The following is a 12,003-nucleotide window of genomic DNA, read 5'->3' as shown; positions in this document are numbered from 1 at the left end:
TAGATATATTAGTATTTCGCACGTTTACTTTCATAATCCATAATCTGCGTTTTCATATCGGCAAATGTCGCTTGATTGGATTGATTATGTAAAATGGTGCCTCGGCCTTTCACAAAATCCATCAATTGCGCCATCACCTCGTTACGGGCAACCCCTTGCGCTTCACCGACTTTTTCCGTATAGCTATTTAGCAATAATTGTGGCAGTGGTCGCAATAAAGAAAGAATAACAAATAGTAGACCGAGTTTCACATTTTGTAAGATAAGATAACCTGACACTGCACAAAAACTAAGTAGCATGGCAACAAATTTAAACACTTCTTCTACATAGTAATCATGGAAAAATTCGACATCTTGGCTCAAAAGATTAATGGCATCGGATTTGGCTGCTTTTTCATTGGCATATAATTTCCGTTGCACCAATTGTCGACGAATATTGACCAAAGCTTCTTGTGTGGCTTCAGAGGTTACTACATCGGATAGATACTGCAAACCATTAAAAAGCACATACACACCTAGACCAGATAATGTCAACTTCAATAACGAAGCCATGTCTGTTAGCTGATTTGTATTTAACACTTTGTCAATGACGATGGGCGAAACTAACCCCCAAAAGGCGCCGAGAACTGCCATGACGAAGAAGCCTAAGCGCCAGCGATGTATATAACGAAATAACCGCATAAAAACACTCCTTTTTTCTGTTTTCTTCACTTTAACGTAGATGGAAGAATCGTTTAAAAATTTCCCATATATGCAAGTTAGTATTTTCAGACAATTCTTATTATGCTCTCATCATACCGTATCGCCATTTGGATTACAATCGTTTTCTAAAAAAACAAATCGCAACAGTTTCTCCTTACAAAAAACTGTTGCGACTCGTTATTTCACAATTTCAAATTTCCCGTTTTTTAAGCACCACACACGATCAAAAAGTGAAAGTAAGTCTTTGTTTTGGTGAATAGTTAATAACACGGTTCCTTCATCATTTAGTACTTTAAGCAACTCTTTTTTTAATTGTTCTGCATCCATCGCTGAAAAAGGTTCATCTAAAATTAAGAATGGCGATTGATGATTTTGTTCCCTTGATAGATACATTCTTTGTTTTTCTCCACCGGAAAGGTTAATAATATTTTATACTATTTACAACTCTCTAAGAATATATCCCATATATGCAATCTAGCTATCACTACCCAACATTTTAGCTAATTCTTCTTCAAATGAACTGGCAATATTATGACAATCTACCATTTTTAATCCAGCAATAATCTTTTTCATTTCGATAATCGCGTTATCCTCTCCATCTTTTTTATATCTGAGCATTTGTTTGGCAAAATAAAAGTAATAACGTTCATAAATTTCTGTTTCCTTAAAAAAGGTCATTTCTAGTTGTTTTTCAAAATAATGTGCATCTAACCATTTATTTCGTTCAATACACGTAATGAAAGCATTTAAATTCATGGAAGCAATAATTCTTCTATTACTTGGGATTTCTTTATAAAAATCCGTTCGACGATTCATTTCTTTTAACAGCATCATACTCATTTCATGATTTAAAGCGAATAATAAGTTAGAGAAAATCAACAATTCATACTCTCCCCAATAATCCACTACGAATAGGTAATCAACAATATAATCAATATCTTTTTGAGTATATAATTTTTCCTTAGTTAAATCCGATAAATATATTTTAATAATGGTAGTATTCAACTGTTGAAATATTTTAACTTCTCGTTCCATTTCCTGTTGCTCACTTAGTAATTTTTGTAAGCCATGAATATCTTTAGTTATAAATAATGTTTGTATCTGAACCCATAATCTATTTATCTCATCTATTTTAAAATCATTTGTTGTATACATGAACTCATTGATGGGCATTTTGATTTTTCGTAAAGCCTTAATAAATTTTGTTATTGTTAAATCGCTTTCTCCTTTTTCAAATCTAGATAACTGTGAAGTAGATAAACCACTTTCAGCAATATCTTTTAGACTCAGCCCTCTTGCTTCGCGATAAGTTTTAAAAATTTCTCCATAGTTCTCCATAATATCCTACTCCTTGCATATATAGGATAAACAAAAACTTACTAGGTAATCCCTTTACTCATTTAGCTGCAATATCTTATTTAAATGTTCCTCAAAATTTTCAGCTAGGTGAACACTTCCAGCAAGTTTCATCGCCTTGATTACATCGTATAATTGTCTTAACGCTTTTTCATCTTTATTCTTTTTATAATCATGGAACGCTTTAGCATAAATAAATACAAGACGTTCATAGATTTCTGTTTCTTTAAAATAAGTTTCCTTAAGTTGTTGTTCAAAATACTGTGCTTCTATCCATTCTGAATTTTCTACGCAAAAAATATACGCGTTGACATTCATGGAAGCAATTAAAGTTCTATTTTGAGGAAGTTCTTTATAAAAATCTGTTCGCCGATTCATTTCCCTCAACAAAGTTAAATTTGTCATTTTATTAAATACTTTAATAGAGTTAGCAAATATTAGTAGTTCATTTCTTCCCCAATACGCTACACTAAATAGATAGTCTGCTAAATCTTCAACATCTGCTTCATTAAATAACTTTTCTCCAGATAACCCATTGATACTAATCTTGATGAGTAGGATCCTAATTTTTTGCATAGTTAGATTATTGCTTGTAGCACTTTCTTCATCTGATAACATCTTTTTCAAACTATCAATATCTCTATTTGCTGTATATTGTTGAATTTTGTATAACAATTCATTCAATTCATCTCGTTTAAAATGATTTGCTGTATACATAAATTCATCTATCGGCATATTGATTAATTGGATGGCATGCATGAATTTCGTAATCGTTAAGTCACTTTCACCATTTTCAAAGCGTGATATTTGTGAAGTGGATAATTCCTTACTGGCAATATCACGGAGTTTTAATTGCCTAGATTCTCGGTATTTTTTAAATATTTTGCCAAAATCTTCCATAAAAATTCCTCACTTGCATATTAGAGATAAAAATGTGGATGTATTGTCCATCTGATAAAGTGATAGAAAATAAGAAAGGATGTCTATTTGCTATGATAAAAAATGTCTTTCCTAAAAAAATATTTTATTCTCTATTTTTTATTATTTTGGATATTGCTATAGTAGTTGTTTCAAGATAATCTATATTTATCATGACACATATAGTTACTAGTTGAAGCTTTCACATATTTATAAATATATTTTTAATGCGCTTTCATCAATCCTTTTGACTACGCTCCTTTTATGAATTTATTATAATATGATTTTTTTATGATAACAATCATATTTTTATTTTTATCAAGCATTTGTTTATTATACTTGCATCAACTTATACTATTTTTCTCTTTACAAAAGCATGTAATAAATTGCAAAAAAAAAAACAGCCCACAAACATCTCTGAAAAAAAGACGTTTGTAGGCTGTTGATTGTTTCAATTAGTTATTTTTGACGAGTACGTGGGCTGGATAGGCTGCTGACGATATTGAATTTCTTCTTCAAATAGAAACGCAATCCTAAAGCAATGGCCCCTAAAATCATCATGATAATTGGATTTAAGATTGGCTGTGGAATCAAGGCACTTCCCATGATTACGACAAACCAAAGTAGGAAGCTTCCTACTAAAATGGCGATGACTTTGCCCCCACGAGGACGGTTTTTCACATCTGCACCAGGCATTTGGTATTGATAGACATAACGGTGCATCAGATAGAAGACCCAGCCCCCAACTGCTGCCGTACCAAATAACGTCAACACGCCATATGGTTGGGCTTGTCCTTTGCTAAACTGAGCAACCAGACCGATAAACAGACCGAATAATCCCAATAACAATAAGAAATTATCTAACCAAATCATCACTGATTGGCTATTTGGTTTGGCTTCTTCGGCTGGTTTATTAATAATCGCATCTGTACGCTCAGAAACAGTGCCAAACAATTGACGCGCAGTGACGCCACTTTTTTGTTCACGCACCAAAACTGGCAACATCTCATGTAAAACAACGGTTAATTCTTCTTCAGAGAGGTTTGCTGCGTTTAATGCTTTTTTCAAGTCAAAAATATATTGCTGATTACGCTTGGTGAGTTGTGTTTCTAACTCGCGGTTTTGTGCAACATATTCTCTAAGTGTTTCTACTTCCATCTACTTTCCAAGTTCCCCTTTCCAATTACTGAATAGTCAGTAAAGCGGATTCTTATCTACATTGTAACAAAATTTTAGTCTTTGTGATAGAACTTTTTTAAACGTTAAATCTAAAGAGCATAATATCGCCGTCTTGCACTTCGTAATCTTTACCTTCTAAACGGACACGACCAGCTTCTTTAGCCGCATGCATCGTCCCATAATGATCTAAGTCTTCAAATGATACGGTTTCTGCACGGATAAAGCCTCGTTCAAAGTCAGAGTGGATAATCCCTGCACATTGTGGCGCCTTCATGCCTTTTCTAAAGGTCCAAGCACGGACTTCTTGCTCACCGGCTGTAAAGTAAGTCGCTAAACCTAATAAATCATAGGCTGCACGAATTAATTGATCTAAGCCTGATTCTTCAATCCCCATCGCTTCTAAAAATTCAGCTTTGTCCTCTTCTTCTAACTCGGTAATTTCTTCTTCTGCCCGTGCACAAACAATGATGACTTCTGCATTTTCACTTGCTGCAAATTCCTTCACTTGTTTGACATACGGATTGTTCTCGCCATCTGCCACTTCATCTTCTGCCACGTTTGCCACGTACAAGACAGGTTTAGTTGTTAATAAGAATAGTCCTTTCACAATTTTTTGTTCTTCTTCGCTAAATTCAACACTGCGCGCAGACTTACCTTCTTCTAAGACAGGTTTGATTTTATCTAAGACCGCTAATTCAGCAACGGCATCTTTATCTTTGGTTTTCGCTACTTTGGCCACACGAGTATAGCGTTTGTTCACAGATTCCAAATCCGCTAGCACCAACTCTAAATTAATCGTTTCGATATCGGCAATTGGATCCACGCGACCTTCTACGTGGGTAATATTCTCATCATCAAAACAACGAACCACATGACAAATCGCATCCACTTGACGAATGTGGCTTAAAAATTGGTTTCCTAGTCCTTCTCCTTTACTTGCTCCTTTTACAATTCCGGCAATATCGGTAAATTCAAAGGTGGTTGGGACTTCTTTTTTCGGTTTGACTAATTCTGTTAATCGTTTCAAACGCCAATCAGGGACTTCCACCATGCCGACGTTAGGATCGATGGTCGCAAAAGGATAGTTCGCTGCTTCTGCGCCAGCTTTTGTAATTGCGTTAAATAAAGTAGATTTGCCGACATTTGGTAAACCTACAATTCCAGCAGTTAATGCCATTTTTATTGTTCCTCAGCTTTCACTAATATTTTCTTCATTTTTTTGGTAAATTCGCGTCTAGGCATCATGACGATATGCTCGCATCCTAGACATTTTATTTTGATATCGGCACCCATGCGAATGATTTGCCAACGATTCGTCTTACAGGCATGCGGTTTTTTCATTTCAACAATATCATTTAAATCAAACATACGCCTCACCTATTTCTTTTTTCGCTAATTTTTCACGGACTTTCATCAAGGAATAGCCTAGCAAATTGCTTCCTTGTTTTTATGAATCAAAATGAATATCCAAAATATCTAAAATACGGGTTAAATCATTTTGTGAAAGGTATTCGATTTCGATTTTACCTTTGCCGTTTTTCTCCTGGATAGCTACACTGGTGCCAAATTTATCCATCAAACGCTCTTCACTTTCACGTAAATAATACGGTTTTTCCTTCATCAAGCGCGGAATTTTTTTCTTCTCTTTGGCTTCATTCATCTCAGAAACTAGTTTTTCCAATTGACGGACAGTAAGATTTTCTTTGACGCAACGGTTGGCTAGTTTTAATAAATTGCTCTTATCTTTTAAGCCTAGTAGTGTGCGGGCTTGTCCCATCGATAGGCGCTCTTCTTGGACCATTTCTTTGACTAATTTTGGTAAAGATAACAAGCGCAAATAATTGGCGATATACGGACGACTCTTGCCTAAACGCTCAGCCACTTGCGCTTGCGTTAATTTCAAGTTTTTCATCAGCATATCATAGGCCTCGGCTTCTTCTAGCGGATTTAAATCTTCACGCTGCAAGTTTTCCAAGACCGCAATTTGCATCATCATCTCTTCGTCAAAGTCACGGATAATTGCAGGAATATCCGTTTTGCCCGCAAGTTTTGAAGCTCTAAAGCGACGTTCTCCGGCAATGATTTCATACCCTTTAATCTGTGAACGACGGACAATAATCGGTTGAAACACGCCAGAACGTTCGATGGAGTTGGCCAATTCTTTTAACGACTGCTCATCAAAAGTTTTTCGCGGTTGATAAGGATTTGGTCGCAATTCATTGAGCGGTAAGTCCAATACTTCTTCTTTTTTCACATCGACTTCTTCAATATCTTGGAATAACGCATCGATGCCACGTCCTAAACCTTTGCCTTTATTTTTCACGCGCTAACACTTCCTTTGCTAGAGCTTGATATACTTCGGCTCCTTTTGAACGAATATCATAATCGATAATGCTCAAGCCATGACTTGGTGCTTCTGAGAGTCTGACATTTCGCGGAATGACCGTTTCATACACTTTTTCCTGGAAGTAACGGCGCACTTCTTCGACCACTTCAGCTCCGAGATTGGTTCTGGCATCAAACATCGTCAACAAGACCCCTTCAATGGCCAAATCTGGATTGAAATGTTTTTGCACCAAACGAACCGTATTTAATAACTGACTCAAACCTTCTAAGGCATAATACTCACACTGTACCGGAATCAAAATGGAATCACTCGCGGTAAAAGCGTTGATGGTTAAATGACCTAAAGAAGGCGGACAATCAATCAAAATATAATCGTAATCGTCTTTAATTTCATCTAAGGCTAATTTCAAACGAGACTCACGCGCCATCATGGAAGTCAATTCAATTTCGGCCCCGGCTAATTGTAAAGTCGCTGGCACAATAAATAAATTTTCACGACTGGTTGGTAAAATCGTCTCTTTAATATCGACTTCATTGACTAAAATATCGTAAATATCTTCATTGACGTCGGGTTTTCTGATACCCACGCCGCTTGTTGCATTTCCTTGGGCATCGATATCGACTAACAATACTTTTTTGCCAAGATAAGCTAAACTAGCCCCTAAATTGACAGTCGTTGTTGTCTTACCGACGCCTCCTTTTTGATTTGCTACTGAAATAATGCGTACCAACTCGTGCACCTCCATAAATTATTGAATCGGTTTTTTATTGGGTAATCCTGGTTTGCGCGGATATTTATTCGGCGTTTCTTTGCGCTTTTGAATCACTAAAATATGACGCTCATCGTTTAACTCCGGCAACGTAAAGGCGATATCTTCTATAAATTTTCCGCCTAATGTGGCAATGGCTTTTTGCGCTTCTTGCAGTTCTTCTTCACTTTTCGCTGCTTTTAGTGCATAGAAGTAGCCTTGTTTTTTCACTAATGGCAGACACAATTCGCTCAAGACATTCAATCTCGCCACCGCCCGTGCAGTCACATAGTCAAACTGTGCGCGGAATTTAGGATTTTGCCCGAAAGTTTCCGCCCGATCATGGTAAAACGCCACCTGTTCTAAGCCTAGTTCAGCAGCTAAATGCGTTAAAAACTGGATGCGTTTATTTAACGAGTCCACAATCGTCACCTTTAGCTCAGGAAAAACAATTTTTAACGGAATACTTGGAAAACCCGCTCCTGAGCCGACATCGCATAATTTGGCATTTTCGTCTAATTGTAGGGCCAAACCAAGCATAATCGAATCATAAAAGTGCTTGAGATAGACTTCTTTTTCTTCCGTAATGGCGGTTAGATTCATCTTTTCGTTCCACTCCACCAGCAAGGCAAAATATCGTGCAAATTGCTGCTCTTGGACGGGTGTTAATACGATTCCCTTTGCCGCCAAACTTGCTTTAAATTCTTCTGGGTTCATCTATTTACCTCAATTTTTCTACTAGGACTGATTCTCTTGTGAAACAGAATTTTTGTTTCACAGAACAATTACTACTTTACCGTAAATCAGCCAAAGTGTAAACCTTTATCCGCAAAAACAACCTAGCTTTTTCCTTCATCTATTATAGCATTTTTCTATCTTAAAACTAGTCAACGACAAAATACGCTCCCTAGTCATACTTAATAAGACCGGCCCAGCAAATATATGCCTATTCTATTGATTTCTCTGCCTAAATGTTTCACGTGGAACAAAATGTGGGCTTGCCAACTTTTTGATGCAGTGTGATTTTGGTTTAGATTAATGAAGGAATTACCTTTCTAATAAGTCTACAGCTTTCCTTTTCCCAGTATACCTCTTTTTTTTACCTGAAAAATCTTTGACAGTTGCAATCCGTAAAAATTGCTGTACCCCTTGCACGCCAAAGGATAGATGAATTTGATTCACCTGAAAAAGTGTTGTATGTGATACAGAACAGAATGACTATTTGATATGAAAATAAATCAACAATCCTTCCAAAAATTTTTGGGAGGTTTTTTCGCGCTTTTGAGATTTTTTTGCGTATTTAATAAGTAGCAGCAAAAAACTTATACTCCAGATACTATACTAGATGATTTTTGGATTTTTTGAGTCCAATGGCGAGTTGACTGTTCGTACTTCTTTTGATATCCAATGAAAAGGTTTTATAGTATAATAAATTTGTGGAGAAGAAAGGATATTTTCATGAAAAAAGAAAATAAAAATCCAGTGTATTTTGGATTGACCAACGATATTATCTTTGGGTGGGTTATGAAAAGTGAGGAGAATTGTTTAGCGATTATCCGTGCGATTTTGCCTGAACTAAACATTACCGGCATTGTTCATAAAGAGGTCCAGCACGAAATTACCCCAGTAACCTCCGCTCGCGGTGTTCGATTTGATGCCGTGGTTAAAGATGACCAAGAACGTTACTATGATATTGAAATGCAGGTGGAAAATACCGGCGACTTAGGAAGACGTGCACGCTATTATCAATCACAAATTGATAATTAAACCTTAATGAAAGGACAAACCTTCCACATGTTGAAAGAAAGTTTTGTTATTTTATTATGTACATTTGATCCGTTTAGTCATGGATTACGCCGCTATCAATTCCACCAATATGAAGACACGATTCGGGATTTACGCTTAGATACGCATGAGCATGTGCTATTTGTTAATTCAAAGGGTACGGAAGGTGAAGTATCAAATGATTTGGCAGGAATTATCGATGTGATGAACCAAAAGCCAAATCAAACCAATCCCCTAGCAAGCAAATTAATGAAGGAAATTGATTATTATAACCAAGATTCAGAAAAGAGGCGAGAACTGATGGACTATGAAACAAGACTTCTAGATGAACGCTTAATTGGTGAGGAAAAAGGAAGACAAGAAGGAAGAATAGAAGCAACAAATCGAAATGCAAGAAATATAATTATTGCATTTAAAGCGAATCAAGCTGCCCCTAGTTATATTTTTCAATTTGTTAAAAGTGCATTTAAAGATGACCTTACCGATGAAGAAATCCAACAAATGATAGATGACGTGGAAGAAAATGAATAAGTAGTATCGTCTGTATTCAACAATTAGCATACAAAAAGAGCAAAGAGAATATCCTTCTTTTTGCTCTTTTCGTTTAGTTACTTTTATTGAGTCCTTATTTTAGCTAGCCTTTCGAAATTGTGCTACAAAAAAACTCCTCACTAACTAAATAAGCAAATAAGGAGTAAAATCTTTATTTATTTTTATTTTTTAGCATCGGCCATCCCATTCTGCATAGAATTCTGTCAAAAAATCTTCCATATATTGATGACGATGTTGAGCCATTTGTTTAGCCGTCGCGGTGTTCATCAAATCTTTTAACTTCAATAACTTTTCGTAAAAATGCATAATCGCAGTATCTTGACCGTTGCGATATGTTTCTAATGTTAATGTTTCACGTGGAACTTTCTGCGGATCGTGAATCAGTCTGTGATGAAAACCTGAGTAACTCATGGTCCGCGCAATCCCAATCGCTCCAATGGCATCAAGACGGTCAGCATCCTGGACAATTTCTGCCTCCAAAGTGGAAGGAGTCTGCGAATTATGGCCACCTTTAAAAGAAATTTCCTGCATAATTTGCAAAATCCATGTTATTTCTTCTGCGGTCAATCCCACTTCTAGCAACTCTTCTTGTAATTGGCGTTTCGCTTTGGCAACATCTGAAACTAATTTTTCATCAATCGCATCATGGAGTAACGCAGCACACGTCACAATAAATAGATTGGCGGATTCTTTTTTGGCAATGCTTTGAGCCATATTTTTCACTCGCACTAGATGCCAATAATCATGGCCGCTACTTTCCCCACCAAATTGATTTTTCATTTTTTGTTCGATTTTCTGAATGATTTTTTCTTGTTTTGGATCCATTTTGTGTCCTTTACTTTATTTTTTAGTTATGATAGCCAACATTGGGTAATCCGCTTGTAGCTGACCGAGTCAATTTACAACCTTATTTTACTGGTTTGTAGTTTTGGGTAGCTTGGATGGCTTTTTGCCAGTTGGTTAGGTGTTTGTGGCGTTCTTGTTCGCTCATGTGTGGGATAAAAGTCGCGCCGATGGTGTGAATGGCTTTGAGTTCGTCCACACTTTGCCAAAAACCAACCGCTAAACCTGCTAGATAAGCCACACCTAAAGCAGTGGTCTCCAAATTGCCGGCTTGTTGGACTTCAATCTCTAATAAATCCGCTTGAAATTGCATCAAATAATGATTCCGAGCTGCCCCACCATCCACTTTCAGCTGTGGAATGGTTAATTGCGTGTCTTTTTGCATAGTATCAATTATATCCACCACTTGATAGGCCACAGATTGTAAGGTGGCTTTGATTAAATCTTCGCGCGTCGTCCCCCGAGTCAGCCCAAAAATCGCCCCTCTTGCATCGGCATCCCAATACGGTGCTCCTAACCCAACAAAAGCCGGCACGACATAAACCTCATCATCTGGACTAGCTTTCAAAACGGCCTGTTCGCTTTCTTTGGCACTCTTAATGATTCTCAAACCATCACGTAGCCATTGAATCGCCGAACCCGCCACAAAAATGCTCCCTTCCAGCGCATAATTGACTTGACCATTCAAACCATAGGCAATCGTCGTTAACAGCTGATGATCCGAATGTTTCGGCGTATGACCGGTATTCATCACAATAAATGAACCCGTCCCATACGTATTTTTTATCATGCCTTCTTCAAAAGCAAGTTGGCCAAAAAGTGCGGCTTGTTGGTCCCCGGCCATAGCTGCGATGGGCACTTTACAACCAAAAAAGACATCAGGTTGCGTATAGCCATAGACAGTCGAATTTTCTTTGACTTCCGGCAGTATACATTCTGGGATATTTAGTAATTTTAAAATCTCTTTATCCCAAATTAACTGATGAATATTAAATAACATCGTCCGGCTAGCATTAGTATAATCAGTAACATGGATTGCCCCTCCAGTAAGATTCCATGCCAACCAAGTATCCACTGTACCAAAAAGCAATTCGCCCTTTTCTGCTCGTTCTTGCGCACCAGGGACTGCATCTAAAATAAAGCGAATTTTAGTTGCTGAAAAGTAAGCATCTATTCGAAGGCCGGTCTTTTGATAAAACCATTCTTCTAAACCTTGCTGCTTTAATTGATCAGCGAGTGGACTGGATTGTCGCGATTGCCAAACCACAGCTGGATAGATGGGCTTGCCTGTTTTTTTATCCCAAATAATGGTCGTCTCACGTTGGTTGGTAATCCCTATGGCCGCAATTTGACTCGCCTTGACACCAGACTCGATAAACGCCCCAGCCATCACGGTTTGCACACTATGCCAAATTTCTAACGGATTATGCTCGACCCAACCTTCTTTAGGAAAATACTGGGGAAATTCCTTTTGCGAGCTCGCGATCACTTCTCCTTGATGATTGATTAATAAGGCCCGACTACTCGTCGTTCCTTGGTCGATGGATAAAATATATTGGCTTTGCATCTCTTCA

Annotated in this window: 14 protein-coding genes; 2 read left to right on the top strand and 12 right to left on the bottom strand. The window is 37.3% G+C overall.

Features of this window, described 5'->3' with window-relative positions:
• Nucleotides 1–8: 8 nt before the first annotated feature.
• From I567_RS01725 to rsmG, 10 genes are all read right to left on the bottom strand, one after another.
• A complete protein-coding gene (locus tag I567_RS01725; protein WP_016250535.1) occupies nucleotides 9–680 on the bottom strand; it encodes an ABC transporter transmembrane domain-containing protein in 672 nt (223 codons plus the stop codon).
• 198 nt (nucleotides 681–878) lie between these two features.
• Complete coding sequence (locus I567_RS01720; protein ID WP_016250534.1) at nucleotides 879–1,094, bottom strand: P-loop NTPase family protein; 216 nt, start codon at nucleotides 1,092–1,094, stop codon at nucleotides 879–881.
• Between the two features lie 81 nt (nucleotides 1,095–1,175).
• Nucleotides 1,176–2,039, bottom strand: coding sequence for an Rgg/GadR/MutR family transcriptional regulator (locus I567_RS01715; protein ID WP_016250533.1), 864 nt, complete (start codon nucleotides 2,037–2,039; stop codon nucleotides 1,176–1,178).
• A 54-nt stretch (nucleotides 2,040–2,093) separates the two neighbouring features.
• Complete coding sequence (locus tag I567_RS01710) at nucleotides 2,094–2,957, bottom strand: helix-turn-helix domain-containing protein (protein ID WP_016250532.1); 864 nt, start codon at nucleotides 2,955–2,957, stop codon at nucleotides 2,094–2,096.
• A gap of 477 nt (nucleotides 2,958–3,434) precedes the next feature.
• Nucleotides 3,435–4,133, bottom strand: a complete 699-nt coding sequence (locus I567_RS01705; protein WP_016250531.1) for a DUF1129 domain-containing protein — start codon at nucleotides 4,131–4,133, stop codon at nucleotides 3,435–3,437.
• 97 nt (nucleotides 4,134–4,230) lie between these two features.
• Nucleotides 4,231–5,331, bottom strand: coding sequence for a redox-regulated ATPase YchF (gene ychF / locus I567_RS01700; protein WP_016250530.1), 1,101 nt, complete (start codon nucleotides 5,329–5,331; stop codon nucleotides 4,231–4,233).
• A 2-nt stretch (nucleotides 5,332–5,333) separates the two neighbouring features.
• Nucleotides 5,334–5,522, bottom strand: a complete 189-nt coding sequence (locus I567_RS01695) for a DUF951 domain-containing protein (protein WP_016250529.1) — start codon at nucleotides 5,520–5,522, stop codon at nucleotides 5,334–5,336.
• A gap of 79 nt (nucleotides 5,523–5,601) precedes the next feature.
• A complete protein-coding gene (locus I567_RS01690; protein ID WP_016250528.1) occupies nucleotides 5,602–6,477 on the bottom strand; it encodes a ParB/RepB/Spo0J family partition protein in 876 nt (291 codons plus the stop codon).
• A complete protein-coding gene (locus I567_RS01685) occupies nucleotides 6,467–7,231 on the bottom strand; it encodes a ParA family protein (protein ID WP_016250527.1) in 765 nt (254 codons plus the stop codon). Before I567_RS01685 ends, I567_RS01690 begins: the two co-directional genes overlap by 11 nt.
• 18 nt (nucleotides 7,232–7,249) lie before the next feature.
• A complete protein-coding gene (gene rsmG, locus I567_RS01680) occupies nucleotides 7,250–7,966 on the bottom strand; it encodes a 16S rRNA (guanine(527)-N(7))-methyltransferase RsmG (protein WP_016250526.1) in 717 nt (238 codons plus the stop codon).
• Nucleotides 7,967–8,707: 741 nt separating this feature from the next.
• On the opposite strand from rsmG, the gene I567_RS01675 reads away from it, so the two are divergent.
• Nucleotides 8,708–9,016 (top strand): hypothetical protein, encoded by a 309-nt coding sequence (locus I567_RS01675; RefSeq protein WP_016250525.1) that lies wholly within the window; start codon nucleotides 8,708–8,710, stop codon nucleotides 9,014–9,016.
• Nucleotides 9,017–9,043: 27 nt separating this feature from the next.
• Entirely contained in the window at nucleotides 9,044–9,565 is a 522-nt protein-coding gene (locus I567_RS01670) for a hypothetical protein (protein WP_016250524.1), read from the top strand.
• Nucleotides 9,566–9,754: 189 nt separating this feature from the next.
• On the opposite strand, the gene I567_RS01665 is transcribed toward I567_RS01670, so the two are convergent.
• A complete protein-coding gene (locus tag I567_RS01665; protein ID WP_016250523.1) occupies nucleotides 9,755–10,411 on the bottom strand; it encodes an HD domain-containing protein in 657 nt (218 codons plus the stop codon).
• Nucleotides 10,412–10,493: 82 nt separating this feature from the next.
• The gene (glpK, locus tag I567_RS01660; protein ID WP_016250522.1) at nucleotides 10,494–11,996 is read right to left on the bottom strand and encodes a glycerol kinase GlpK; all 1,503 of its coding nucleotides are present in this window, start codon (nucleotides 11,994–11,996) and stop codon (nucleotides 10,494–10,496) included.
• Nucleotides 11,997–12,003: the final 7 nt, after the last annotated feature.

This window comes from Enterococcus cecorum DSM 20682 = ATCC 43198 (genome assembly GCF_000407565.1).
GTDB classification, from domain to species: domain Bacteria; phylum Bacillota; class Bacilli; order Lactobacillales; family Enterococcaceae; genus Enterococcus_E; species Enterococcus_E cecorum.
The sequence above is the reverse complement of the archived record's forward strand: the minus strand, read 5'-3'. Positions and strand labels throughout refer to the sequence as shown.

What these genes read in the sequence shown, in the direction of transcription:
- ychF (WP_016250530.1), bottom strand. Translation starts at nt 5,331, where the DNA reads ATGGCATTAACTGCTGGAATTGTAGGTTTACCAAATGTCGGCAAATCT.
- I567_RS01675 (WP_016250525.1), top strand. Translation starts at nt 8,708, where the DNA reads ATGAAAAAAGAAAATAAAAATCCAGTGTATTTTGGATTGACCAACGAT.
- I567_RS01720 (WP_016250534.1), bottom strand. Translation starts at nt 1,094, where the DNA reads ATGTATCTATCAAGGGAACAAAATCATCAATCGCCATTCTTAATTTTA.
- I567_RS01670 (WP_016250524.1), top strand. Translation starts at nt 9,044, where the DNA reads ATGTTGAAAGAAAGTTTTGTTATTTTATTATGTACATTTGATCCGTTT.
- I567_RS01665 (WP_016250523.1), bottom strand. Translation starts at nt 10,411, where the DNA reads ATGGATCCAAAACAAGAAAAAATCATTCAGAAAATCGAACAAAAAATG.
- I567_RS01705 (WP_016250531.1), bottom strand. Translation starts at nt 4,133, where the DNA reads ATGGAAGTAGAAACACTTAGAGAATATGTTGCACAAAACCGCGAGTTA.
- I567_RS01695 (WP_016250529.1), bottom strand. Translation starts at nt 5,522, where the DNA reads ATGTTTGATTTAAATGATATTGTTGAAATGAAAAAACCGCATGCCTGT.
- rsmG (WP_016250526.1), bottom strand. Translation starts at nt 7,966, where the DNA reads ATGAACCCAGAAGAATTTAAAGCAAGTTTGGCGGCAAAGGGAATCGTA.
- I567_RS01715 (WP_016250533.1), bottom strand. Translation starts at nt 2,039, where the DNA reads ATGGAGAACTATGGAGAAATTTTTAAAACTTATCGCGAAGCAAGAGGG.
- I567_RS01725 (WP_016250535.1), bottom strand. Translation starts at nt 680, where the DNA reads ATGCGGTTATTTCGTTATATACATCGCTGGCGCTTAGGCTTCTTCGTC.
- glpK (WP_016250522.1), bottom strand. Translation starts at nt 11,996, where the DNA reads ATGCAAAGCCAATATATTTTATCCATCGACCAAGGAACGACGAGTAGT.
- I567_RS01710 (WP_016250532.1), bottom strand. Translation starts at nt 2,957, where the DNA reads ATGGAAGATTTTGGCAAAATATTTAAAAAATACCGAGAATCTAGGCAA.